Origin of the sequence: Nocardia sp. (assembly GCF_025465275.1) — a bacterium.
Lineage (GTDB): Bacteria > Actinomycetota > Actinomycetes > Mycobacteriales > Mycobacteriaceae > Nocardia.
The window spans coordinates 72,260-97,684 of record NZ_JAODNK010000176.1; the positions used below are offsets into that span (position 1 = coordinate 72,260).

Here is a 25,425-nt window from a genome sequence, read left to right on the forward strand (position 1 = left end):
CAGAGGTGATGCCCGAGGTTAACGTGCCCGAGGCTGGGGCGGCCACCCTTCCGGCACAACGGTGGGCCCTGCCGGACAACCGGAATTGGGTGGACCGCCCTCGATTGCCCGCAAACAAACGGTGGAAACCTCGCAAAAAGGAACTTAACGACCTGCCGCGCGATCGCGCTGCTCGCGAATTTGATCCTGTCGAGCCGTCTGGTCATCGAGTTGGGCTCCGGTGAGCGGCCAGATCTGATACGTGAACATCACCTGCTCCGGTCCGCAGTCGCGAGTCAGCCGCAGCGTGGAACCGCCGGCGATGGCGTGACCCGGCTCGTTGAAGAAGATCTGGTGATCGAAATTCAGCGGCGTGCTGCACACGTACATCACATCCACCGTGCCGGTCACCGAATCCGGGTTGTAGCAGCTCACCTCCAGCCTCGAACCAGCCCTGTGGGTGGCCGAGCAGTCGATCTGAGCCAGTGAACTGCTGGGTTCGGCACTGGCGGGAAGGGTCGCAAGCCCGGCCGCGAACAGTCCACCGGCCAGGGCCGTCACTATTCTCGAGCAGGACCTCATACCGTGACCTCCTCGGTCGTCGGGTGCACCGACGCCGCGGGGGTCTCGAACTCGGCGAGTCCGATGCGCGCGTGCAATCGTTTTGCCCACCGCGGAGCCCACCAGCAGCGGTCGCCGAGCAATTTCATGATCGACGGCACCAGCAGCATGCGAATGATGGTGGCGTCCAGTACGAGCGCGACGATCATGCCGTAGGCGATGTATTTCATGAGCACGAGTTCCGAGAGTCCGAATGCGCCGGTCACCACGATCAGCACCAGTGCGGCCGCGGTAATGATGCCGCCGGTGTGCGCGGTGCCGTAGCGAATCGACTCCGGAGTGGACGCGCCTCGCGCCCGCGCCTCGGCCATCCGCGACATCAGGAAGATCTCGTAGTCGGTGGAGAGGCCGAAGATGATTGCGATAATGATCACCAGCACCGGGAAGCTGAGCGGCTGTGGTGTGAAGTTCAGCAGTTTCGCGCCGTGTCCGTCGTAGAAGACGAAGGATAGGAAGCCGAGGGTGCAGGTCAGGCTGAGGGCGCTCACCACCACCGCCTTGAGTGGCAGTACGAAGGAACCGAACGCCAGGAACATCATGATGAACGAGGCGAGTACCAGAATTTCCAGCAGCCACGGTAGTCGATTGATGACGCCGTGGATCGAATCACGTTCCAGCATAGGTAGACCCGTGACATACATGGTCACCCCCGCCGGAGGTGAGATGGACCGCAGCCGGGTGATCACAGTATCGGCATTCTTCGGATCGACCAGGCCGGAGGTATACACCTTGACGTTCACGCCCGCCTCGGCCACGCCATTGGAGAACGGCTTCTCGAAATCCGCGGTCCGCCCCGGCGTCTGATTGGCGGCGGCCACAATCGCGTTGAGGGTGGCCCGGTCCGCGCCCTCGATGACGAGCTTGATCGGCGAGACCCGCTCCTTCGGGAACACCGCATCGAAACTCTGCTGCGCGGAACGGGTTTCATTGCCCGGCGGCAGATACTTCTCGGTCAGCCCCGCGTACTCTGCGTGCAGAAACGGCAGAATCAGCCCCAGTAGCACCAGCATGATCGGATATGCCAGCAGCGCAGGCCGTTTCATGGCCCAGGTCGCCAGCCGCGACCAGAACGAGGCATCGATCTGCTCCGTCGTCCTGGTGCGGGAGAAGCGCTTCAGTCCGAAGGCGTCCACTCGCTTGCCGAGTACGCCGAGCATGGCGGGCAGCACCGTAATCGACAGCAGCGCAGCCAGAATCACCGCGGTCAGTGCGCCCAGGGCCACCGAACGCAGGAAGGTCATGGGGAAGATGAGCACCCCCGCCACGCACACCACGATGATGGTGGCCGAGAAGGTGATGGTGCGCCCGGCCGTCGAAACCGTAATGCGTACCGCCTCTTCCGTGGAGCGGCCTTCGGCGATCTCCTCCCGGAACCGGCTCACCATGAACAGCCCGTAGTCGATGGCCAGGCCGAGGCCGATCAGGGAGATGACCGCATCGGCGAACTGGTGCACGGGCATGAACCCGGTCAGCACCTTCATCACACCCCAGGACCCGGCAATGGTGAGCCCGCCGATGATCAGGGGCAGCGCGGCCGCGATCACGCCGCCGAAGACGAAGAACAGCACCACCGCCACCAGGGGCAGGGCGATGAGATGCATGCGCTCGATATCGGTCTGCATGGTCAGCCCCACCGCGTCGGCCACCGGCACCCGCCCGGCAATGCGCACGTCCAGGCCGGTAATCGCCAGCTTGTCCTTGATCTGGTGGTAGCAGTCGACGCTGTCCTGATCGCCGGTGCCCTGCAGTCCGATGCTCACGAAGGCCCGGGTCTTGGAGTCGTCGATGAAGCGGGTCTTGCCGAGGCTGCCGTTCCAGTAGCCGCTGACGTCCTTGATCTGAGTTCGATAGTCGGTCAACAGCTTCTGCGTCAGATCCCGCCCGGCCGCCTCGATATCCGGATCGGTGATGTGCTTGCCGGCGGGCGCGCTGTACAGCGCGATCACATCGCCGTCGAAGTCACGGCCGAAGGTCTTGTCGGCCAGCTTCGTGCCCGCCACCGATTCGCTGGTGTCGTCGAAGAAGCCCTGCGCGGTCAGCTTGTCCTGATATCCGAGCCCGTACAGGCCCGAAACCCCCATCAGCACAATGAATCCGATGATTACGGTGTAGCGGGCGTGGTATGTCCACCGCCCCATCCAGTGGAACACGATCGGATCTCCCCTCGGGAACCCGCGCTCAGGAGGCGCAGGCGGGCGACTTGTAGTCGGTTTGGGCCAGGATTCCGCAGATCTCGCTGACCGGAAGCTTCCATTCCCCGTTCACCGCACTGAGATTCAGCGGCGCGGACCGGCGATTGCCATTCCCGTCCTTGTCCAGCCAGAAGTCGGCCTCGAGCACATCGCCATTGAGCGCCACCGAGCCCGCCGTCACGCCGAAGGTCGCATTCGGGTTCTCGGACATGGCCTTCTGGAGTTCGGGCAGATCACCCCGGAACTTCTCGCCGCCCGCGACAATGGACAGCCGCTGATCATCGGTGACCTGGCGGCCCTTGCCGAACAGGTTCTGCAGCTGGGTATTCAGCTGGTCGGCGGTGAGCGGGGTCGGCAGCGCGCCGCTGACGGTGGCCGCGATCGTGGTGGTGGGCGCCACGGTAATGGTGACGTCGCTGCTCCGGACGTTTCCGGAGCCACAATCGATAAGTGTCAGAGACAGTAGAGCTCCGGCCACAGCCAGCGAGATTGCCGTTCCTGGACGAACTTTCATGTCCCCTCCATGTGATAACGATCGCAGTTTGCGTTGCTTTGGGTCGTGGGTCACAGTATGTTAACAACTGTCTGAGTCGGTAGGGCAGTTTTATAGGCACACAGCACAGAGCGCACATTTCGAGGAGGGGCGGGTGGGCAGGTTGCACAGACCGCGGGGATCGGCGTTCGCGTATATCGCGGGCCTGATGGTGTCGGTGGCGCTCATCGCCACCGGAACCGTTGTGGCGCTGTGGTTCCAGGCTCACCTCGGGGCGCCGCCGCCGATCATCGTGGTGGCGCAGGCGCCGTCCGTGAGCGCCGACGCGGTCGTGCCGACCACGCGTATCGAGACGACCACGCCCAAGGTCGTCGTCCCGCCGGAATCGATTCCGGCGCAGCTCCCGGATGGTGCCGGCTATACCGCGGCGCCCGCGAGCGCGCTACCGGACTTCGTGAATCGGACCGCCAACCAGTACGGCTGGTACGGCGGGGACGGGGTATCGGCGCGCTGCGACGAATGGACCCGGGCCACCGCGGTCGGCAGTACCGAGTCCACGCTTTTCGTAGTGTGCGGATCGTATTTCAAGGCTTACGAATTGGCCACCGGAACCTCCATCCGCGCCGGCATTGCCGCACGGGGTAGTGGCTGGTACGGAACGGCCGTGGGGCTTTCCATCCAAGTGACCCAGAGTGTGCTGACCATAGCGCGTAATGGCGGCGACCCGGCTGTGCAGGCCGTGGTCGAGTGGTGGACGCCCTAACTGTTCGGCAAATTTCGCAAAGTACAGACAGCGCAGTCCGCTTTGGATACATTGTCTCAGACGGTGCGGTGGGGAGGATCTGAATATGCGACCAGAGGTGGCAGAACATGCCGACCCGGACTACTCGGCGAATGAGACCGTGGTCGCGGAACCCACACTGCGGGAAACGGTCCCGCCCATTCTGCGACCCTTCGTGGGATTGGCGCTCTGGGCGTGGAATACGCTGCTCGGCTCCATCGGCACCTTCGGCCGACTGGTGCTGCTGACCGTTGATTCCATGTACGGGCTGGTACGCGATATCGTCAAACTCCAGCACCCGTGGCGCGAAACCCTCACGCAGGCCTGGTTCATGATGAGCGTGTCGGGCTGGCCCGCCATTCTTATTTCCGTCCCGCTGGGTGCGATCATTCAGATTCAGGCTGGATCACTCGCGGCCCAGGTCGGAGCCACTTCGCAGGCCGGTGCGGCCGGCGGTCTGGGCGTGATTCGGCAAGCGGCCCCGATGATTTCGGGCATTCTTATGGGTGGTGCGGTGGGGGCCGCGGTCGCCGCCGATCTGGGTGCCCGGAAGATTCGCGAGGAGATCGACGCCATTCGCACCCTGGGCATCAATCCGAATCACCGATTGGTCGCCCCGCGGCTGGCCGCCATGTTCATTGTCGGCCCGCTCATGTGCATTCTCGTGGTCTTCGTCGGCATGTCGACCATCTACATGATGACGCTGGTACAGGGCGGCGTACCCGGTGCGTTCTTCAATTCCTTTGCGGCCTTTGCCAGTACCAGCGATCTGCTCATTGCCGTCATCAAAACAGTCATCTTCGGAATCCTCGTTGTCCTGGTTGCCAGCCAGCGCGGCTTCGAGGCCTCCGGCGGCCCCAAAGGTGTGGCCGATTGCGTGAATGCGACCGTCGTGCTCGGCGTCATGATCACCTTCGCTGCGAATGTGCTCATCACCCAATTGCTCACGATCTGGTTTCCGGACAATTTGGGGCTCTGAATGGTTCTACCAGCTAAATACCGAGCGCTGGGGGCGCGTTCGTTCGCGCATGCGGGCAACAGTCTCGCTCCCATTGTGGGGCTCGGTCATCAATTCGCCTTCGCCTATCACGTATTACGGGCCGTCCCGCGCACCATCCACCGCTATCGCCGCCAGATCGGTGTCGTGTTCATGGACATCGGCTGGGGCAACGGCCGCGTCATCGTCGGCGGCGGGACCGTCGGTGTGGTGGTCTTCATGGGCCTGATGACCGGTGCGGCCATCGGCATCGAAGCCTTCCGGCTGCTGGACATGCTGGGCATGGGCCCGCTCACCGGATTCATCTCCTCGTTCGCCAATACCCGCGAGCTGGCTCCGCTCATCGCCGCCATTGCCTTTGCGGCACAGGCGGGTTGCCGCATCACCGCCGAAATCGGTTCCATGCGAATATCCGAGGAGATCGATGCACTGGAAGCCACTGCGGTGGAACCGATTCCGTTCGTCGTCACCACCCGCGTCATCGCCGGGGTCCTCATCGTGATCCCGGTGTACCTGGCCTCACTGTCGTGCAGCTACTTCGCGACCGCCTTCTTCATCAAGGTGATTCACGGGCAGGCCGGCGGCACCTACGACCACTACTTCCAGGCCTTCCTGAACCCGAAGGACATCTTCCTCTCGCTGTTCAAGGCCATCGTCTTCGTCGTCGTGGTCATCCTGGTGCACTCCTACTACGGCTTCTACGCCTCGGGCGGTCCGGAGGGTGTGGGTGTGGCCTCCGGGCGTGCCATTCGCGCCAGCCTGGTGCTCATTATCGTGCTGGACCTGACGCTCACCACCGCGCTGTGGGGCATGTTCGTCAGCGATATTCGAATTACGGGATAGCTCATGGGAATAGCCAAGTATCAGGCCGTCGACGAGCGGGGTCCCAAGCCGTGGCAGCTACTGCTCACCGGGCTGGTGGGCGGCGCGGTGCTGGTGCTGATCTCACTGGTCTTCACCACCTATATCAAGGGCGGATTCACGCCGACGTTCACCGTCGATATCGAGGCGCAGCAGGTCGGGGAGGGCATTGTCGAGGGCGCCGACGTCAAGATGGACGGGCTGCGCATCGGCCAGGTCAGCAAGGTGGAGAGCCGGGGCGTGCAGAGCCAGTTCGTGCGGCTGTCGGTGAATCCGGAGAATGCGAAGTTCCTCGCCGACAATGTGCAGGCGCGGTTCGTCTCCTCCAATACCCTCGGCATGACGGCGCTGGAGCTGTTCTACCTCGGCACCCGGGGCACGCCGCTGCACAATGGCGCGACCATCACGCTGTCCAAGGATTCGATGACGGTCACCGTCACCTCGGTCATCCGCATGGTCGGCGAGCAGCTCGGGAAGATCGATACCGGTCCCGCCGGGCGCATCGGCAAGGTGCTCAATTTCGAGGGCAGCGCCGACGGCATCGGCAAGATGATCTCCACCGCAATCGATCTCGGGCGTATGAAGGTCGGCGACGACATTCTGGTCGGGCTCGATCCGCGGCCGGCGCTGCAGGATGGCGCGCGCTTCAGCGCGGACATGGTCAATGTGTCGCGCGGTGTGCTGGAGACCTTCCGGGCGCAGGCGTCCCGCATTGCCTTCCTGACCGGCAAGCACGAGGACCTGGAGAGCATCGTCACGCTCATCGGGCAGGTGATCGGTGATGCGATCAAGATCTTCCCGCAGCCGGGATTCACCCAGGTCGTGGATGCCGCGCTGAGCGTGCTCACGCCGATCAGCGGCGCGACCGGCGGGCTCACCAGCTTCTACACCCGGCTGCCGCAATTGCTCGACCAGATCGACAAGTCCTTTGTCACCAATCCGGATGGGACGGTCTCGCTCCGGGTGCAACTCTTGCTCGCAGGGCTGCCGTATCTCGGCGGGGATCCGAAGGTGATCGCGGCCGGACCGCAGACCGTGCCCGCCGCGCCGTCCGGCATCCCGGGTCTGCCGCAGATTCCGGGGCTCCCGATTCCGCCCGGACTGTTCGGCATACCCGCTCCTGGCGGTGATCGATGAAACCCGTTCGCACAGCGGCTATTCGGCTGATCATCGTCAGCCTCGTCATCGCCGTCATGGGCGCCATGATCTGGACGGCCCTGCAGACCCCGGTCAAGGAGCAGGTTCGCGGCTACGCCGCACTCATCTCCGATGTCTCCGGCCTGAAGAAGGGCTCGGATGTGCGTATGGCGGGCGTGCAGGTCGGCAAGGTCACCGATATCGCACTCGACGGCACGGTCGCGTATGTGGAGTTCACTGTCGCCGAGGGTCAGCAGCTCTACGACAATACCGAAGTCTCCGTACTGTTTTCATCGCTTGTCGGCGACCGGTATCTGGCCGTGCAGCAGAAGGTCGCGCCCGGCAACAAGGTTCCGCCCGGCTCCATGGTCCCCATCGAGCGCACACACGGATCCTTCGACATCTCAGAACTTTTCGATGCGGTGCGCCCCATCTTCGACGCGCTCTCCGCCGGGTCGGTGGACAAATTCCTGGAGAACCTGCTGCTGGTGGTCTCCGGTGACGGGCGCGGACTGGAGCCGGTCATGGATAGCCTGAACCAAATCATTGCGGTGGCTGCCGATCAAGAGCCGGTGGTCACCCTGCTCGCCGACAACTTCTCCGGATTGCTCAACCGTTTTCAGGGGCAGTCGCCCAAGATCGACGGAATGATCGACCAGCTCCTGGATACGGTCGATCTGCTCTACGGCAAACTCGATTCGCTGAAAGGCCTGATAGACAAGGCGATTCCGGGCCTGAACGCGGCCATGCCGCTGTTCGACCGGCTCGTCGGCATCTATTACGACAACTTCCCCGGCATGGAACGGCTCTACAGCACCCTGCTCGGGCCGGACATGGTCGGCTTCATCCGGCAGACACTGGCAGCGGTGCCCTTGGCGGCGCAGACGCTGAACACCCTGGTGCTGGAACCGAAGGCGGGGGCCACCTGGAGCTGCCTGAGCGGGCTGCCCATTCCAACCACCATTCTCATGGGCACAGAGCGCATGGAGGGCTGCAAATGAACCTGCTATCAGCCACCGCGGTGCTGCACCGGCTGGCAGTTCCGCGAATCCGCTTCCCGCGCTGGACCGTTCGCAGCGCCCACGCGCAGAACAAGTTCGAGTTCCGGGTCGGCATCGTCGCCATCCTGGTGACCGTCGGTGCGCTCGTCGCCGCTGTCGGCGCCTTCGTGATTCCATTCGGCGAGAACGTGTATCGCGGGGAGTTCAAGAATTCCGGTGATGTGCGGGTCGGCGACGATGTCCGCGTCGCCGGTATCTCGCTGGGCAAGGTCCGCACGGTGACGCTGGTCGGCGATCATGCCGAGATCGCCTTCGGACTCGACAGCAAGGTGCACGTCGGCGTGGATTCGCATGTGGTGGTCAAGCTGCTCACGCCCATCGGCGGTCGCTACCTGTCCGTCGAGCCTGCCGGACCGGACACCGCCTCCGGCAAGATCATTCCGCGCGAGCACACCAAGACGCCGTACGACCTGTCCGCCGCCATGGAGGACGTGACGCCGGCGCTGGCCGCACTCGATGTCGGCAAACTGCGCGAGACCATCGGCAAACTGGCCGGCGCCTTCCAGCAGCAACCGCAGGCGCTCGACGGAATTCTCAATAATGTCAACAGCCTCTCGGCGATCGTGGCGCAACGCCGCGCCGAATTCGCGCGCGCCCTGGACGTCGCCAAGGAGTACCTCGAGACGGTGATGAACAAGCTGGACCGGCTACAGCTCGCCGGGCAGCACGTGCTCGATGTGTACCGGGTGGTGGCGGCCAATCGGGACGGACTGGTGAATCTGGTCGCGCAGATCCGGCGCGCCTTCGACTACATCACCCCGGTATTCAAATTCGCCGATGACCAACTGGGACCGGTGCTCGACCCGCTCTACGATTCCATGGACAAGGAGGTCGCCGAGCTGGTGAGCAATAAGGATGCGCTGGCGGGGATGAACACGAATCTCGCGCAGCTGCTCGAGTGGTTCGCCAAGAACTCCGACAACCCCTATATCCGCATCGACCATTCGGGGGCCACCATCACCGATACGCCGCTGTGCCCGCACGGAAAGCCTGGGTGCTGAGCGATGACTGCTCGAAATCCATTGCGGGCCTTCCATGGTCGTGTGGTCCTGCGCAGCCGCAAGGGCCGGGTGCTGGCCATGGTCGGCGCGGTCGCGCTGGTGATGGGCCTGTTTGTGGCCGTCACCGGCAAGCAGTACTACGACAGCACCGAGGCGCCGCTCGCGGTATGCGCGGAATTCCGGGACGCTGTCGGGCTGTACAAGGGAAATAAGGTGACGATGCTCGGCATTCAGGTGGGCAATGTGGTCGATATCGAGCCACGGGCCGACGGGGTGGTGGTGCGTATGACCGTTGACCGTAAGGTGCGGCTGGCGCAGCAGCTGGGCGCGGTGACCATTGCCAATTCGATTGTCACCGACCGCCGGGTCGAGCTCGGACCGGCCTACAACGGCGGCGGCACCTTCGACTATCGGCACTGTATTCCCCAGGACCGCACCAAGACTCCGGTCGGATTCACCGAGGCCATGCGGGCGGTCGCGAATCTGTCCGAGGACCTCACCGGTAAACCGCACGATGCGCCGCTGCAGCAGCCGGCGCCGAATGTGCTCGGCGACTCGCTGAAGGCGATCGCCCAGCAGGTGCACGACAGCGCGGTGCCGCTCAATGGCGCGATTCGCAATGTGTCCGACATCCTCGGCGACTCCGCGGCCGGCGCCAACTATCTGATGGGCGCGATTCTCAAGGAGTTTCGCAAGATCAGCGAGAATCTCGACCAGGGCGCCAGTGATGGCGAATTCCTGCTCGATGCCACCACCGATGCGGTGAATATCATCAATCGCATCGGACCCGATCTGGTCGGCATCATCAGCGATATCTCGGTCTGGGTGCCGCCACTGGCCAATCTGCTCGTCTACAAGTGGGGGCGACTGATCATGGCGGGCTTGGACGGGGTCATGCCGGTGATATTCCAAATCCTCGATCACACGCAGGATTTCGTGAATCTGGCCAAGGATGTGCCGCCCGCGCTGCAGGGCGCCGCGCACCTGTTCGACGAGAATCTGGGCGCGGGGCGGCTGCAGTACGTGCCGCCGAGCTTCCGGATCGATCCGTCGCTGGCCCGCGATATCTGCACGATGGCCAAACCCTGGTTCGCACAGTGCAATCGCGACTTCGCGCCCGGCGAGACCGTGGATCTGGGCCTGGTGCAGCTGCTCATGTCCGCGGCCGGTGGGAGATGATGGTCATGCACGGAAAGCATTGGCGCACAGTATTGCTCGGCGTACTGACGGTGGCCTCGGTGACGAGCTGCGCGGTGCGGCCGCTCGATCTGCCGCTGCCCGGTACCCGCTACGGCAAGCCGACCTATCAGGTGCGGGTGGAATTCGGCGATGTGCTGTCGCTGCCGCTGAAGACCAAGGTCGAACTCAATGGTGCGCAGATCGGCGTGGTCGATTCGGTGAGCGTGCGGCCGCGACCGGATGCGCACGTGCCGGAGTTGCCCGCCGATCAGCAGCCCTACTATCAGCCGACCGCCATTCTGGCCATCGACCGGAGCGTGAAGCTGCCCGCCGAGACCGAGGCGGAGATGGCGCAGCAGACGCTGTTCGGCGATACCTTCGTGAAACTGACTATCCCAGACCAGAATTCGGGGCGGATGCTGTCGCAGGGCAGCGTCATTCCGATCACCCAGACCAAACAGGCCACCAGCGTCGAGCAGTACATGACGGCCGTGGTCAGCTGGGTGACCGGCGGCAATGTGCCGTTCGTGCAGAGCTTCGTCAGCAGCGTGAATCAGGCATTCCCGGCTGATTCCGGTGACTTCAAGGACTTCATGTCGAAGTTCTCGGTGGCCATCGATCGCATCGGGGCCAGCACGGGGCAGCTGAGCGCCATTCTCAATAATGCGACCGCGGCGCTGGACACCTTCCGGCAGGCGGATGATGTGTGGCGCTTCGTCTTCGACCAGGCGCCGGTGCTGCTGGGCGTGGTGCAGAAGGTGCTGCCCGACATCATGTACTTCATCGACGCGTTGCGGGATCTGGCCTCCTACGCCGGAGACATCCTGCTGGACAAGGCCGATCCCAAGACGAACACCCGGGTGGATCGGATCGATCGCTTCCTCGATGTGTGGACGCCATTGGCACAGGCCGTGATCGCCTCGCCCAATGAGGTGCCGCGCACGCTGAGTGCCGTTGATGCGCTGCTGCAGAACAAGATCGTCCCGTTCCTGTCGGCGCGCGGGCTGCCGTCCATCACCATCGCCGATATCGCGCCGCAGACGCCGCCGGAGCTGCTCACCGGTGATCCGGTCGCAGACGCGCGCATTGTCGCGGCCAATGAACAGGCCTTCCGCGATCGGGTGAATCCGGTCCTGAAATTGGTGGGGTTGGTGCGATGACCCGCAAGATTCTGGTGTCGGCGCTTGCCATGGTGATCATGGCGGTGGGCGCCTCGGCCTACCTGACGTACGGCGTCTTCGGATTCCGGCCGGGTGCGCGCACGTACTCGCTGTCGGTGCTACTGCCGACCTCGGGCGGCATCATGCAGACCTCGCCGGTGACGCTCAACGGTTTACAGGTCGGCAAGGTGGTCGGGCTGGCGAAGGCCGAGGGCGGGGTGCTGGCGAGTCTGTCGGTGAAGGCCGACTATCACATCGGCATGGACTCCGTCGTGACGGTGGCCAATCTGTCCGCCGTCGGTGAGCAGTACATCAACTTCGCGCCGAAATCGACTCAGGGGCCGTACTTCTCGGATGGCGGCGTGGTTCCGACCGCACAGGTCGTGCAGCCGCTGACCATCGCGCGCGCCCTCGGCGGTGTGCAGTCGGTGATCGCGCAGATCGATCCGGACGCCATCAATTCGATTCTGCAGGGCGCGGATGTCGCCATTGCGGATGTGGGACCGAGCATTCAGAAGCTGGTCCAGTCCGGCAGCATGTTCGCGACCACGCTGCGGCAGAACCGCGAACTCATTCAGCGGCTCGTCGGCTTCCTGGCGGGGGCCGCCTCGGAATCGTCGGGCGCGAAGCTCACACTGCTGCGCGAGAGCGCCGATCGGCTCGCCCACACCCTGCTGCCGGAGCTGCCGGTGCTGCTCGATCAGCTGATCAGCATTACCGAGGAAAGCGGTGGGCGACAGGTGGTTCCGTTCATTCCGCTCGGACAGCGGCTCATGAAATACCTGACCGCGCTGATCGGCAAGGGCGGACCGGCGCTGGAGGTGCTGCGGCCCTATCTGCTCGATCCGGTGGAGAACTCGTACGTGGACCTGGGCAAGACCATGGACGGGCTACTCGCCGCATTCCCGGACGGGAAGGGGTTCCGCGTGCTCGTGGACATACCGCACTAGGGCGGCGCGTGGGACAGGCAACAGCAGGGCAGCAAGGAAAGGGTACGGATGGAATCTCGGTGGAAAGTTTGGAGTGACAAGGGAATTCCGATTCCACTGCTCGGTCTGGCGGCCGCGTTGCTGGTCATCGCGACGACGGTGGGGGTGATGTCGTACCGGAACTGGGAGCTGTCGGACCGGAACGATTCGCTCAGCACCACGCTCGCGCAATACCGGCGCAAGGAGGCCGACTGCACCGCCGCCATCAAGGCCGGAACCGATTTTCTGCTGGCGGCCAATAACTTCGACTATCGCACGCCGGAGGAGTGGACCACCAAGATGGCGGCGCTCACCGCCGGACCGGTCCACGACTATTTCTCGACTGCCAAAGTGGCGCAGGACAATGCCGAGCTGATCAAGGCCGGAAAGCTGCGCAAGTCCGCGACTGTTGCCGATGCGGCCTGCGCGGAGCAGGCCGACCAGGGCGTGAAGGTGGTCGCGCAGATCGACGAGAGCACCCAGAACTTCCAGACGACTGACCCGGTGAAGACGACTTCGGCCGTGTGGGTGGAGGTTTCGCGCGACGGCGGCGGTTGGAAGGCGGTCGACTCCGGGCGCGGCGATCAGGCCCTGCGCGGCGATCTCGCCGCGACACCGGCGCCGGCGACACCCGGACCCACCGTGCCCGGCCAGCCCGAACAGCCGCGATAGGGGATATCGAGTATGCAGAAGAAAACAATCGTGCTGACCAAGCGCCGCTTGCTGGTGGCCGTTGCGGCGGCCGCGGTGCTGGTGGGCGGAAGCGGTACGGCGTGCGGCTATTTCGCGCTCGCCCGCACGCACGCCGCCGATGCGGTGAGCACCGCCCGGGCGCGGACCGCCGATCAAGATGCCGCCTCCAAGGCGGGCGCGGACTTCCTCACCACCATGTTCACGGTGAACGACGGCAGCCTGGATCGCTGGGACAGTGCCGTGCTGGCGAGCACCACCGACTCCATGCACGATCAGCTCGGGCAGTGGCGCGGGGTGCTCGACAAGCTGGTCAAGGCGCATCTCGAGATGAACAGCACGGTCAAGGATATCGGCGTGGTCTCCCAGAACGGCGATGCGATCACGCTTTTGGCGGTCATCGAATCGACCGGGCGCACCGACCCGGATGCAAAGGAGCCCGGCACCAATGACAGCTCCGTGCTGGTCGATATGCACAAGATCGACGGCCACTGGAAGGTCTCCGGCTACGGCCCCGCGGGCGGCCTGCCGCCCGCACCGGCCCCAACCACCGATGCCCCCGCGCCCGCGGAGACGCCGCGCTGACCGCGAAAGGCGGAATCCCATGCTGACCGCGAGAGGCGGAATCCTATGACGACAGCGAAGAAGACAGCGACGGCAGCGGTGGACAACGAGGAATCGGTCGCGGAGACGTCGGCCCAGAGTGCGGAGGAACCGGCTGAGGCGACGGGTGAGTCCACCCTCGATGAGGAATCGGCTGTAGCCGATGAGGAGTCGGCAGTCGCGGGTGTTGCCGACACCGAGGAGGCGACCGACACGACCGTGCCGCCCACCGAGACCGACGGGGCGACCGACGACATCGTGCAGCCTGCCGAGCCGTTGCCGGACCGGGTGGGGCGGAAGGGAGCTCGTGCCGAGAAGGGAGCGGCACGCGCTGCTTCGGTGCGCGCCCCGGGGATCCGCCTTCGGGTGGGGGATCGAGTTCGTCTGCCCGTGGTTATCGCCGCGGCATCGGCGGTCGTGCTGGCGTCGGCCGGATCAGGTTTCAGCGCATGGCATTTTGCCGATGCCCGTAGCGATCTGCGCCACACCGTGGCAGTCGGCGATGCACAGTCGGCGGACCGGGACGCGGCCCTGAAGGTCGGCGGCGACTTTCTGGCCACCGCCTACACCGTTGATGCCGTGAACGATAAAGGCATGGCGAAGTGGAATGCCGCCATGACCGCCGCCACCACGGATACTCTGAAAGAGCAGGTGCGCCAGACCAAGGCGCTGCTCAGCCTGCTCGCGGAATCGAACGCCAGTATGTCCGGCGCGGTCTCCGATGCGGCGGTGATCAGTCAGAACGACACCCTGATCCGGATGCTCGCGGTGGTCGAGCTGACCGGTAAGGCGCCCGGCCAGAACGATCCGACCACCGGGTCGGTGACCGAGTACGTCGACCTCATGAAGGTGGACCGGCATTGGAAGGTGTTCGGGTACAAGGACATCGGCAGCAAGACCGGCCCGGGTCAGCCGGATGCGGGCCTGCCCGGTCTGCCCGGCCTGCCCGCGATCCAACCTGCCGCCCCGGCCAAATAGCCGGGGCGAGACGGCGAGTCCGGTTGGGGGCTCTCCGTCTTGGCCTGCTGTCTGGGACAGTGTAATCTCGGGGGCAAGCCACCACTGCTGTCGGCCCGTGGTTCGTCGAGGAGTCGCTGATGCCCGCTCAATCCCGGAACGCCGCATTCGACCGTGCGCCGGAATCCGTCACCATCGAACTGCGCGGCCGGGCCAGCCTGCCGCTGCGCATCGCACATCCGCTGTCCTACAACACACTTCGGCGGAGCATGAACACCCTGGTGTGGCTCGGCGGCAAGCGGCCACTGCGCGGGCACACCGGAATCTTCGCGCCCGTCGAACTCGCCGATCCGCTCGCGCGGGTGCTCATTCCGCCGCGCGGCACCGAGCGGCGGGCGGTGCGGTTCGAGAACTTCCGCGCCGAATGGGTGTGGCACACCAATACCGTCGACCCGCAGCGGCTGCGCGATGCCGCCATCCTCTACTTCCACGGTGGCGGATTTGTCGCCTGCGGGCTCAATACCCATCGGCGCATCGTGGCGCGCATTGCCCGCGAAAGCGGTATGCCGCTGCTGAATGTCGACTATCGGCAGCTGCCGTGGGCGCATATCACCGACACCATCGAGGACTGTGTCGCCGCATACCGGCATCTGCTGGCCGAAGGGTTCGAGCCCGAGCACATTGTCTTCGCCGGGGATTCCGCGGGCGGTGGACTGGCATTCACCACCGCATTGGAGGCGCGCAATCGCGGTCTGCCCGTACCGGGCGGCATTGCGGCCATTGCGCCGTGGGCCGATCTGGACTCCACGGATAAAGTCGCCCACCCGAACAATAGGGTCGATCCCATGCTTTCCGGTGAAGCGCTGGCGATTCCGGCCATCTGGGGCTTCGCCGTCGACGGCCGACTGGATCCGCTCTGGTCGCCGGTCAACCGGGACTTCAGCGGCATGCCGCCGGTGCTCATCCAGGTCGGTTCCACCGAGGTGCTGCGCGCCGACGCCGACAAGCTGGCGGAGCGCTGCGCCGAGGCTGGGGTCGAATGCCGGGTGCAGGTGTGGGACAAGGCAATCCACGTCTTCCATGCCGCCGCAGATATCCTCCCCGATGCCCGCGAGGCCATTCGGGAGATCGGTCGATTCAATCAGCGGATCGGGCACGGTGAGGTGGCCGCATGGCTGGCGCCGCGACCGCGACTGCGGGATCGGGTCCTGCGCCGGCGCGTAGCTGCATAACGGTCGTCTTGTTCCAGGGCCGGGCGGCCGAGGCCCGATCCGGGTAGGCTCGCGGACAACGGATTCGGCCGTCGAAGTGCAGACAGAGGACCACGCCTGTGGCGAAATCCATGACCCCACTGGAATTATTGTCCGAGCTCGAGCCGGTTGCGGAAGCAAACCTGAACCGGCACCTATCCCTCGCCAAAACCTGGCATCCGCACGACTATGTGCCCTGGGGCGAGGGCCGCAATTTCGCGGCCATGGGCGGAACCGACTGGAGCCCTGAGCAATCCAGACTCGGCCCGCTCGCGCGCGCCGCCATGATCACCAATCTGCTCACCGAAGACAATCTGCCCTCCTATCACCGGCTGATCTCGGACTCGTTCTCCCGCGACCGGGCCTGGGGCACCTGGGTGGATCGCTGGACCGCCGAGGAGAACCGGCACGGCATTGCCATCCGGGATTATCTGGTGGTCACCCGCGGCGTCGATCCGGTCGCACTGGAGCAGGCCCGGATGATCTGTGTTTCGCAGGGTGTCGACGATCCCACCGGCACCGGCGACCACGCCGTCCTGCACGGCGTCGCCTATGTCACCTTCCAGGAACTGGCCACCCGTGTCTCACACCGCAATACCGGCCGGGTGTGCGAGGACCCGATCGCCGATCGCATGCTGGCGCGCATCGCCGCGGACGAGAACCTGCATATGGTCTTCTACCGCAATATCTGCGGCGCGGCCCTGGACCTGGTCCCCGACGACGCCATAGAAGCCATCGCGACGGTCATCCGCAACTTCCGCATGCCCGGCGCCGGCATGCCCGACTTCCGCCGCAACAGCGTCCTCCTCGCCAAACACGGCATCTACGACCTCCGCCAGCACCTCGACGAGGTAATCATGCCGGTCCTACGCCAATGGAACCTCTTCGACCGCACCGACTTCACCCCCCGCGGCGAACAGATCCGCGAAGACCTCGGCGCCCACCTGGACCAATTGGCCAAGAACGTCCTCCGCTTCGAAGAACAACGCGACCGCTCCCTAGCCCGCGAAGCCGCCCGCCGCGACCGCGAATCCGTCTGATCTCCACCCGCGTAGCGCAGTCGTGCAGCGATGTGGCGCGGACGAATCGGTGGTGTTCGCGCGCAGCCCGGTCCCCGTCATTCCGGCATGCCTTTGGCCGGAATCCACGAGTCCCAATGGGTTACGCGCTCAGACGGTTGTCGTGAGCGTGAATCGGTCCGGCCCTCCTCGATCGGCTCGATGCAGACCAGTTGACCGGATTGTTGGGTTGTGGATGGCGGATCGGTTATCCACAGATTCACTTTGCGCCGATCCGGTGTGCCGCGGTCGCAGTACGGTTGAGCTCGGGAGAAAGGGAGCTCATGGGGGATATGTTGCGCGCTGATGTGGATGCGCTGCGTGTTATGGCGGCGGCGGTGCGAGTGGAGGCCGCGACTATCGCGGGGATCGATCCGGTGGATTCGATTGTGCAAGTCGGCCGGGCTATGCCGAATTCGGCGATCGGTGCGGCGGCGGCGGGTGTGGGTGAGCCGCTGCGGTCGGCGCTCGGTGGGATGGCCGATCGCCTGTCTGAGCTAGCGGCGGTATCCGAGCAGGGGGCGCGGGGCTATGCCGAGACCGATGCGGCGTTCGAGGGTCAGCTCGACAGCTATTTGACGGGGCGGCCGTAGCTATTCGCAGGGTGCAGTAGGCGGGGAGGATCCGGGAGGGAGCGTTGTCGAGAGCGACCATGTCACAGCTGCGCGGGTGGGATCCGGCGGTGGCCGGAATCGCGAGTGATGCTGTGGCGGTGGGGAACCTGCGCTTCGGCGAGGCCATGCGTGCGGCCGGTCACCATGTGGATGTGGCTGTTTCGGGATGGCGGGGTGCGGCGGCCACTGCGGCGGCATTACGCGCATTGACCTCCCAGTTGACTGCGAACCATATCGGCGCGGCCGTACTCGATATCGCCGATGCGCTTGCCGACGCGGCCGCACTGGCCGGTGTGTGCGCGACGGTCCGCGATATCGAACTCGAAGCCACCGCCAATGGTTGCGTGATCGCTGACGACGGGACAGTCGCGGCACCGGATGCCGATACCGGCAATGCCGCATTGGATCTCGCGCTGCAGGCCTGCTTCGAGGCGAAGGCACTGGTCTTGCAGGCACGGCTGCTACCACTGCTCGACTGCGCCGGAGAGGCCGACCAGTCCGTCGGGGCGCGGCTCACTGCAGCCGTCGAGGCACTGGTGGCCTTGCGCGGCGCACCGCAGGGCGGGCCGATGAATGCGCGGGTGGCCGCCGTTCTCGACGGCAATGCCTTCCTGCCGGACGACCCGAAAGCCCTGCGCGCGCTGTGGGAATCGCTCGCGCCGGCCGATCAGGATGCACTGTTCGCCTACGACCCTGCGATCGGCAATCGGGATGGCATACCGGCGGTCGCCAGGGACCGCTACAACCGTATGCATCTCGAACAGCTGCGCGCGGCCGCGCAATCGGACCTGAGCAGCCTGGACGCACAGCATGCGGACTGGGCGCGCCGGGAGAACCTGCCGGACACGGCACACGACTGGATTGCGCTGCACCGCTGGGACGCCGAACGCCGGCAGATCCGGACCGAATCGGTCGCGTACACGGCCGCCATCAGCGCGGCGGGTGCCCCCGGGTGCTATCTGCTCAGCGTCGACAGTGACGGCCACGGGGCAATCGCCCTCAATAATCCCGACGCCGCGAGCAATATCGCCACCTTCGTACCCGGCACCGGCTCGGCCCTCGACGGCATCGGTACCGGAACGGCGCGAGCCCGCGCCCTGCTGGCGGCTGCGACCACGGCCGACGATTCGGCGCGCACTTCGGTGATCGCCTGGTACGGCTACGAATCGCCACCCGGACTGGGAAACGCCCTCTCGGATCGATATGCCGACGACGGCGCTCCGGCCTTGGATCGATTCGAATCGGGTCTGCGCGCCACGCATACGGGCGTGCCCGCCAATCTCACCGTGGTCGGGCACAGCTACGGCACGACGCTCATGGGAGTGGCTGCCAGTCATGGCAACTCGCTCGCGGCGGACAATCTGGTTTTTGTGGGTAGTCCGGGCGTGGCGGTCCACGACGTCTCCGAGCTGAGATTGGACGGCATTGCCCCGGAACACAATCACGAGCATGTCTTCGCCACCGCGGATCCGGACGATCCGGTGTCGTTCTACGCGCGCTGGATCCACGGCGCCGATCCTGTCGATCCGCATTTCGGCGCAACGGTCTTCGCCTCCGCGGGCGCGACTCTGAACCTCCTGCTGCTGCGTTCGCTGCCCTTCGGTTCGCTGCTGCCGTTCGATCCGTGGGCACACGGCAATTACTGGGGCACCGAAAATCCCGGTCTGAACACCCAGGGCGAGATCATCACCGGACGGTATCGGCCCTGATGTTCGGTGACCCGATCGACGGCAACCGGCAATGCGCATATGTGTTGCGGATTCATAGCGGAAGTGCGGGTCAGACCCCATCTGGCCAGGTGACCGACTGGATTTGAAACGGTTGGGTTCATGCTAGGGTTCCCGGAAGCAGTGGCGGGAAAGCGGGGATAAATGCGCACCGAGGACATCAACAGGAAGTTCAAACTGCAAAACGAGCGCCGGGCCGCGGCGCAACTTCCAGATCAGTTGCAGGGTCTCGATGTCGTCGGATTTGTCCGGACGGATGAGTTCCCTGTGAAGTTGCTGAGTGCGTTCGGAGAGTTCGCGAACGCTGCCATACCACCGCACACTCGCATCTATCGCAATGCGCAGCCCAATCGCATCGACGCCTGGTTGCTGGACCTGCTGCGCCAGGCTCGAATCGGTGATCGCTTCTTCCTGCGGACCGGTCTCGAATACTTCCCGTGGGCCGATTGCCGCGTGCTCGACCACCGCTGGCTGGAGTCCCTGCGCCGCGTGATCGGCCCCAATCAGGGCTTCATCTCCGCGGACAAGGACTCGGTGGCCATGACGATTGGCGCCCAGTACGAAATGCTCGGCTTCTTGCACCCGACGCCGCCAGCCATGGCTTTCGCCGATCCGGTTCGCACCGAAGACGCGGCTCTCGGACTTACCGAGGTCATGGCATCGCCGCGTACGGAGACTCCTGCGGTGCGCACGATCGATCCGGTTCAGCCCGCTGACGTGGCTCCTTCGAATCAATCCGTGCCGCCGCTGAGCGAGCCCGCGGTGCCGGACGAACCGGCGGCGCCGAACGATGCGGCGACGACGGTGATCAGGCGGTCGGCTCCGGAACGGCCGAGCGATCCCGAAGCCACCGTGCTCATGGCCCGGGTGCAGGTGCCGAACTCGCCCGAATAGCGGCGCGCTACAGCCGAACCCGCGGCGGTCCTCTTACGTTGTCCTGATTAACAACGGACCGCCGAATCAGGGGAGTCGAATGTCGACAATCAGTGGATTGCCCGCGCATGTGCTGCTGGTGCACGCCATTGTCGTTCTCGTGCCATTGACGGCGGTGCTACTCGTGGTTTGTGCGCTGTGGCCTGCGGCGCGGCGTAGATGGATCTGGCCGGCCGCCGGATTGGCGGTGTTGGTCGTCGCGTTGACGCCGGCGACCACAAATGCGGGGGAGTGGCTGCAGCAGCGACTGGGGTCGACGCCGGCTATCGATCGCCATGTGAATCTCGGCGAGGAAATGCTGTATTTTGTTGCACCGCTACTCATTCCAGCTGCGCTGCTGGTGCTGATGCAGGTGCGAGAGGGCAGGGGCAAGCCGCTCGGCCGAATCGCGAACGTGCTGATCGCGGTGCTCGCGGTGGCGGCCGGAGCCGCGGCGCTGCTGCAGACCTATCGCGTCGGAGATTCCGGGGCGCATGCGGTCTGGGGCGGTATCGCCTTGTGAGGGGCGAGACCCTCGGGTGAGTGTCGTGACCCGGCGCCCGGTCTGCGGGCGGGCGCCGGGCCACGGCAGTCCGGCACGGTCAGATCTTGCGAATGACCGTGACGACCTTGCCGAGAATCTGGGCGTCATTGCCCGGAATCGGCTCGAACAGGGAGTTGTGCGGCATCAGCAACACCTGGGAACCGGTGCGCTTGAACGTCTTGACGGTGGCCTCGCCGTCGATCATGGCGGCCACGATATCGCCGTTCTCGGCCACATTCTGCTGACGGACGACCACCCAGTCGCCGTCGCAGATGGCAGCGTCGATCATGGACTGGCCCACGACCTTCAGCAGGAACAGTGAACCGTCGCCGACCAGCTCGCGCGGCAGCGGGAAGATGTCCTCCACGGCCTGCTCGGCCAGTATCGGACCACCGGCGGCGATCCGGCCCAGTACCGGGACGAAGATGGGCACCGGGCGATCGGCCGAGCCCTCGACCTCCGCCGGAACCGAACGTAGCTGCGGCGCACCGGATGCGGCGCGCATGACGGTTTCGTCCAGCCCGCGGACATCGACTGCCCGTGGGCGATTCGGGTCGCGGCGCAGGTAGCCCTTGCGTTCCAGCGCACGTAGCTGATGCGCTACCGAGGAGGTGGAGGTGAGGCCTACGGCATCACCGATCTCCCGGATGCTGGGCGGATACCCGCGGTCGCTGACCGAGCTTCGGATGACATCCAGCACTCTGCGCTGGCGGGCCGTGAGATCCGCCCCCTGGCTGGATGTCTCGGTACCCTCCCCGATCGGGTCGGCCGGACCGTTGTCACCCTCCACAGCGCTGTGTTCGCTCACCGCCGCAGTCCTCCGTTCACTGCTGTGTCTCACCGGAATTCGTTCCCGGGCGCTGTTTGCCGAACGTCCGGGAAGCTCGTCACTGACTGTAGTCCGAGACTCCGGACTGATCAAACATCTGTTCGACGCATGTCGCGCAAATACGCGACATTGTCGGTCGGCCGTGGTAGAAATTCGAACATCAGTTCTTCGAACACATGAGCGAGTCAACTGTCCAGAGTTATCCGGCAAGCCAAGCATGGAGGATTCTTCGATGCGCACTGTGACCAGCGAATTCGACACTCGTGCAAGCGATTTCGGCTTCAGCAGCATCCCGTGGGAGCTGCACGCCGATCGCACCCCGGCCCCCGTCTCCCACGGGGTCTGGCGGCCCGCGGCTGACCGGCAGCCGTGCCGGGCGCGCCTGCAGCCCGTACCGCGTGATCGCGCGCGTGCCGGGCGTGCGCACATCGTGGCGCGCCGCGCCGGACGCGCTCGTGGTGCGCACCCGATCACTCGCGTACAGCGCGCGCAGATCGGTTTCGCGGCGCTCGCGGTCACCGCACTGATGACAGCACTGGCCGTCGCCGGCCTGGTCGCACTGGCGCAGTTGCGGTCCGGCGACTTCGATTCGCAGACCACCTCGGTGGTCCAGGTCGCGCCCGCCCCGCCCCACTAGCCGGTTGCGGTTCGGTCGCCACGGTGCGGTGGCGCGGGGAAGCGTCGCGGCTCGAAGCCTCCGAAATGCGGTTCGCCTGGCAATAGCCGGGCATTGAATAGGGATGGTCGGCCAGGGGGATGGCCGAAAAAGTAGATTGAAAACTGAAACGCGTTGCTACGGTGCCCGAGATGTGACAGAGGCTACATTCGCGCCGGCCCTGAACGGACCGGCGTGTATTGCACAAGGGGGCGCAATGGCGCAGGGCACCGGCGGCACGCGGCAGTGCGCGAGCAGGCCACTCCCACGCGGCGCGGGCAGACCGCACTCGCGAGGCGCGGCCAGGCCGTACCGCGGCCAGGGTCTGATCCGCCTGGCCGGACTGCTGACCTGCCTGGTGCTGGGATTCGTCTCGGTACCGGCGGCACACGCCGATTCCACCTACACCGCCTATCTGGATCTGCCGTCGGTCAATGGCGACGGCTCCGGTGGCGGCGGGCTGAATCCGGCGCTACCGCTCGACCCGGCCGAATTGCGCACCGCCCTCGACGCGGCGCGCGCGGCGGGCGTGGCACCGCAGCGTTACGCCACACTGCTGCACCAGTATTGGCTCGCCGTCGCCACCCAGAATGCCGATATCGATCTGGCCACCTGGGATCCCGTGCGCGGTGTGCCGGCGAACTCGCACACCTTCATCCAGGTGTACGTGAACTACCTGCGGCTCAATAATCAGCACCCGGACTTCTACTGGGTCGGGCTGGCCGGGCTCGCGGGCGGATCCTTCGCCTCGGGCTTCTTCGATATGGGTGATGTCGCGAATATCGTCAGCGTCCCGGGCATTCACCAGGTGGGCAGTGCGGTCGCCGATCTGCTCCGCGGCACGCCCGCAGATCTGCTGAATCTGCTGCCCGCCGACATCCGGACGCTGGGCAGCGAGGGAGAGCGCCTCACCGCCGACGACCTGACCTGGTACCAGACCCGGCTGATGATCATGCAGAAGCACATCTTCATCGACCAGGTGCCCATGCACGAGGCGTATGCCGCCGACGGCCTGGCCGGGGTCGAGGAGATGTACCGGGCCGGCGTGCTCGACGACAATGCCGTCACCGCCTGGCGTGAGCTCGACGGCCACACCCCGGCCGGACTGGCCGATGCCGCCTATCGCATGACGGACCGCGAGCAGAACCAGATCATCGCCGACCAGTGGGATGCCACCTCCTCGGGTCGCGGCGTCATGGGCCGGGTCATGACCTACGTGAGCACTATTGCCGGTAAGGCCGCCGTCCCCGGTGTGCGGGCGCCCGGTGTGTTCGCGCCCACCACCATCAGTGCGGGCGCCATGTCGCTGCGCACGCCGCTGCCGAATTTCAACTGGGCCGACCGCGACACGCGGTGGAACTACATCACGAATGATCTCCTACCCCGTTACCTGGAGCTTTCCGCCGATCAGGCCGTCGCGAGACCCGTTCTCGCGGAGCCCTTCTCGGACAAACTGGCCGAAGGCAGGCTGCTGCGGCGACTGCCCGATCTGCTCGGCGATCTGACCGCGGAGTGGCAGCTGACCACCTGATCGGGGCCGCTCGCCCGGGCGGACGCACGCCGATCGCCGCCGTCCGGGTATCCTCGAGATTGCTGAGGAGCCCAGGCCCCGACGAAGGATCACGGATGCATTGCCCGTACTGTCGCCACCCCGATTCCCGGGTGGTCGACTCGCGTGAAGCCGAGGAAGGCAGCGCCATCAGGAGGCGTCGTGCCTGTCCTGAGTGTGGGCGACGGTTCAGCACGGTGGAAACCGCGATTCTCTCGGTGGTCAAGCGCAGCGGTGTGAGTGAGTCGTTCAGCCGCGAGAAGGTCATTCGCGGTGTGCGCCGCGCCTGCCAGGGCCGCGAGGTCGATGACGACGCCCTCAACCTGCTCGCGCAGCAGGTGGAGGATGCGGTCCGCGCCAAGGGCGCCCCGGAGGTGCCCAGCCACGAGGTCGGTCTCGCCATCCTCGGCCCGCTGCGTGATCTCGACGAAGTCGCCTACCTGCGCTTCGCCTCGGTCTACCGATCCTTCAGCTCCGCCGAGGATTTCGAGCAGGAGATCGCCTCACTGCGCAAACACCGCGCCGAACACGCCGTCGGCGTCGCCGCCGACTGATCACGGTCGCTGACGCTCACTCATCCCGGCACGTTCGACACTCGTCTTTTCGGGATACTTGCGCCCATCATCCAGGCACGCCCTTGGCCGGGATCCATTGAAATCTGATGGAGCACTGTGGATCCCGGCCACAAACACGCCGGGATGACAGAGCGGTTCATGCCCATGGGCTCGAGCTCTCCCCGGGTTCCGGGTCTGGCCAGGGTGTCGGGTCCGGCCAGGGTGTCGAGTGCTGCCCCGGATGCAGTAGTCAGCGTTTGGAGGGGGGCTTGCGGGCCGCGTCGACCGCCTTTTCGATGCGCTTGGCGGAGACCGCGTATGGCGTGCCGAGCTGCTGGGCGAAGAGGCTGACGCGCAATTCCTCGATCATCCACCAGATTTCGGTGATATCGCGGCCACCGCGGCGGCCCTCGGGCAGCAGTTCGAGCAGCCGGTCGTAGGCGGCGTGCACCCGATCGAGTTCGGCCATGCCGGCCCGGTCGCGATTGGTCGCCGCGGGCAGGGCTTCCAGCCGCAGGCGCGCCGCTTCGAGATAGCGCGGCAGTTCGCGCAATCGCACACCGCCCCATTCGGAGACGAAGCCGCGGAATACGAGATCGTCGAGCTGGTGCGTGACATCCTGCGCGGCGTCCCGATCACGCGAATCGGCGAGGGCGGCACGCACGTGGTGCGCCTCGGCGAGTATCGGCACCACCAGTCGCACGATCTGCACGACGGTCGAGGTGAAGTTGGGCCGCACCTTCTCGACGAGCGCCTTGAACTGCTCCGGACTGCGCACCGGCCCACCGGAACTCGCGATGAGTTGATCGGCGGCGCAGGCCCGGCAGTCTTCGATCAGCGCGTCGAGCGAGCCGTACGGATTCTGGCTCAGCGCAAGCCGATCGACAGGCGGCAGCCCGGCGGTGACCGCTCGCGCCGAACTCGGCAGCGCATTGAGCAGCAGCGTGCGGGTACCGGTGCGCATGGCGGCGGCCTGCTGGGCCGGTGAGCTCAGCACCCGGACCGCCACACCGTCGCCCTCGGGAACCAGTGCGGGATAACCGGTAATGGTCT

General features: G+C 65.4%; 26 protein-coding genes. 21 read left to right on the plus strand and 5 right to left on the minus strand.

Translation table 11 applies throughout. The features are described from left to right. Positions 1 to 144 precede the first annotated feature (144 nt). From JWN03_RS36380 to JWN03_RS36390, 3 genes are read right to left on the minus strand one after another with little or no spacing between them, the layout of a single operon-like run. Positions 145 to 561, minus strand: a complete 417-nt coding sequence (locus JWN03_RS36380) for a hypothetical protein (protein WP_297624947.1) — start codon at positions 559 to 561, stop codon at positions 145 to 147. Further along, the gene (locus tag JWN03_RS36385; RefSeq protein ID WP_297624949.1) at positions 558 to 2,750 is read right to left on the minus strand and encodes an MMPL family transporter; all 2,193 of its coding nucleotides are present in this window, start codon (positions 2,748 to 2,750) and stop codon (positions 558 to 560) included. Before JWN03_RS36385 ends, JWN03_RS36380 begins: the two co-directional genes overlap by 4 nt. A gap of 28 nt (positions 2,751 to 2,778) precedes the next feature. After that, a complete protein-coding gene (locus JWN03_RS36390; protein WP_297624952.1) occupies positions 2,779 to 3,306 on the minus strand; it encodes a hypothetical protein in 528 nt (175 codons plus the stop codon). Positions 3,307 to 3,439: 133 nt separating this feature from the next. Between JWN03_RS36390 and JWN03_RS36395 the strand changes: the two genes are divergently transcribed. From JWN03_RS36395 to JWN03_RS36480, 18 genes are all read left to right on the plus strand, one after another. After that, positions 3,440 to 4,048: a hypothetical protein gene (locus JWN03_RS36395; protein WP_297624954.1), complete on the plus strand. Its 609-nt coding sequence runs from the start codon at positions 3,440 to 3,442 to the stop codon at positions 4,046 to 4,048. Between the two features lie 85 nt (positions 4,049 to 4,133). Beyond that, positions 4,134 to 5,045, plus strand: a complete 912-nt coding sequence (locus JWN03_RS36400; protein ID WP_297624956.1) for an MlaE family ABC transporter permease — start codon at positions 4,134 to 4,136, stop codon at positions 5,043 to 5,045. Further along, positions 5,046 to 5,906, plus strand: coding sequence for an ABC transporter permease (locus JWN03_RS36405; RefSeq protein WP_297624957.1), 861 nt, complete (start codon positions 5,046 to 5,048; stop codon positions 5,904 to 5,906). Between the two features lie 3 nt (positions 5,907 to 5,909). Continuing rightward, entirely contained in the window at positions 5,910 to 7,061 is a 1,152-nt protein-coding gene (locus JWN03_RS36410) for an MlaD family protein (protein ID WP_297624958.1), read from the plus strand. Then, positions 7,058 to 8,062 carry an MlaD family protein gene (locus JWN03_RS36415; RefSeq protein WP_297624961.1) on the plus strand — a complete coding sequence of 335 codons (1,005 nt, stop codon included), beginning with the start codon at positions 7,058 to 7,060 and terminating at the stop codon, positions 8,060 to 8,062. The genes JWN03_RS36410 and JWN03_RS36415 overlap by 4 nt, the downstream gene beginning before the upstream one ends. After that, entirely contained in the window at positions 8,059 to 9,123 is a 1,065-nt protein-coding gene (locus JWN03_RS36420) for an MlaD family protein (RefSeq protein ID WP_297624964.1), read from the plus strand. Before JWN03_RS36415 ends, JWN03_RS36420 begins: the two co-directional genes overlap by 4 nt. Before the next feature lie 3 nt (positions 9,124 to 9,126). After that, on the plus strand, positions 9,127 to 10,302 hold the full coding sequence (locus JWN03_RS36425; RefSeq protein WP_297624967.1) for an MlaD family protein: 1,176 nt from the start codon (positions 9,127 to 9,129) through the stop codon (positions 10,300 to 10,302). A 5-nt stretch (positions 10,303 to 10,307) separates the two neighbouring features. After that, positions 10,308 to 11,462 carry an MlaD family protein gene (locus JWN03_RS36430; RefSeq protein ID WP_297624970.1) on the plus strand — a complete coding sequence of 385 codons (1,155 nt, stop codon included), beginning with the start codon at positions 10,308 to 10,310 and terminating at the stop codon, positions 11,460 to 11,462. After that, positions 11,459 to 12,412: an MlaD family protein gene (locus JWN03_RS36435; protein WP_297624973.1), complete on the plus strand. Its 954-nt coding sequence runs from the start codon at positions 11,459 to 11,461 to the stop codon at positions 12,410 to 12,412. Before JWN03_RS36430 ends, JWN03_RS36435 begins: the two co-directional genes overlap by 4 nt. Before the next feature lie 48 nt (positions 12,413 to 12,460). Continuing rightward, complete coding sequence (locus tag JWN03_RS36440) at positions 12,461 to 13,102, plus strand: hypothetical protein (RefSeq protein ID WP_297624976.1); 642 nt, start codon at positions 12,461 to 12,463, stop codon at positions 13,100 to 13,102. A gap of 12 nt (positions 13,103 to 13,114) precedes the next feature. Then, positions 13,115 to 13,705, plus strand: coding sequence for a hypothetical protein (locus JWN03_RS36445; protein WP_297624979.1), 591 nt, complete (start codon positions 13,115 to 13,117; stop codon positions 13,703 to 13,705). A gap of 45 nt (positions 13,706 to 13,750) precedes the next feature. Then, the gene (locus JWN03_RS36450) at positions 13,751 to 14,701 is read left to right on the plus strand and encodes a hypothetical protein (protein WP_297624982.1); all 951 of its coding nucleotides are present in this window, start codon (positions 13,751 to 13,753) and stop codon (positions 14,699 to 14,701) included. 119 nt (positions 14,702 to 14,820) lie between these two features. Next, on the plus strand, positions 14,821 to 15,912 hold the full coding sequence (locus JWN03_RS36455; protein ID WP_297624985.1) for an alpha/beta hydrolase: 1,092 nt from the start codon (positions 14,821 to 14,823) through the stop codon (positions 15,910 to 15,912). A 110-nt stretch (positions 15,913 to 16,022) separates the two neighbouring features. After that, complete coding sequence (locus JWN03_RS36460; protein ID WP_441343128.1) at positions 16,023 to 16,970, plus strand: acyl-ACP desaturase; 948 nt, start codon at positions 16,023 to 16,025, stop codon at positions 16,968 to 16,970. Positions 16,971 to 17,272: 302 nt separating this feature from the next. Next, the gene (locus JWN03_RS36465; protein ID WP_297624991.1) at positions 17,273 to 17,581 is read left to right on the plus strand and encodes a hypothetical protein; all 309 of its coding nucleotides are present in this window, start codon (positions 17,273 to 17,275) and stop codon (positions 17,579 to 17,581) included. A gap of 59 nt (positions 17,582 to 17,640) precedes the next feature. After that, positions 17,641 to 19,311: an alpha/beta hydrolase gene (locus JWN03_RS36470; protein ID WP_297624994.1), complete on the plus strand. Its 1,671-nt coding sequence runs from the start codon at positions 17,641 to 17,643 to the stop codon at positions 19,309 to 19,311. A gap of 285 nt (positions 19,312 to 19,596) precedes the next feature. Further along, positions 19,597 to 20,223, plus strand: a complete 627-nt coding sequence (locus tag JWN03_RS36475) for a hypothetical protein (RefSeq protein WP_297624997.1) — start codon at positions 19,597 to 19,599, stop codon at positions 20,221 to 20,223. Positions 20,224 to 20,302: 79 nt separating this feature from the next. After that, on the plus strand, positions 20,303 to 20,764 hold the full coding sequence (locus tag JWN03_RS36480) for a DUF2231 domain-containing protein (protein WP_297624999.1): 462 nt from the start codon (positions 20,303 to 20,305) through the stop codon (positions 20,762 to 20,764). A gap of 79 nt (positions 20,765 to 20,843) precedes the next feature. On the opposite strand, the gene lexA is transcribed toward JWN03_RS36480, so the two are convergent. After that, entirely contained in the window at positions 20,844 to 21,545 is a 702-nt protein-coding gene (lexA, locus tag JWN03_RS36485; RefSeq protein ID WP_297625031.1) for a transcriptional repressor LexA, read from the minus strand. Positions 21,546 to 21,846: 301 nt separating this feature from the next. Here lexA and JWN03_RS36490 point away from each other — a divergent pair, with 301 nt between their 5' ends. From JWN03_RS36490 to nrdR, 3 genes are all read left to right on the plus strand, one after another. Then, positions 21,847 to 22,251, plus strand: coding sequence for a hypothetical protein (locus JWN03_RS36490; protein ID WP_297625002.1), 405 nt, complete (start codon positions 21,847 to 21,849; stop codon positions 22,249 to 22,251). A 235-nt stretch (positions 22,252 to 22,486) separates the two neighbouring features. Beyond that, positions 22,487 to 23,800, plus strand: a complete 1,314-nt coding sequence (locus JWN03_RS36495) for a hypothetical protein (RefSeq protein ID WP_297625004.1) — start codon at positions 22,487 to 22,489, stop codon at positions 23,798 to 23,800. 95 nt (positions 23,801 to 23,895) lie between these two features. Then, entirely contained in the window at positions 23,896 to 24,372 is a 477-nt protein-coding gene (gene nrdR, locus JWN03_RS36500; protein ID WP_297625007.1) for a transcriptional regulator NrdR, read from the plus strand. 250 nt (positions 24,373 to 24,622) lie between these two features. Here nrdR and JWN03_RS36505 read toward each other — a convergent pair. Next, on the minus strand, positions 24,623 to 25,425 hold an 803-nt coding region (locus JWN03_RS36505; RefSeq protein WP_297625009.1), incomplete at its 5' end, for a DUF3418 domain-containing protein.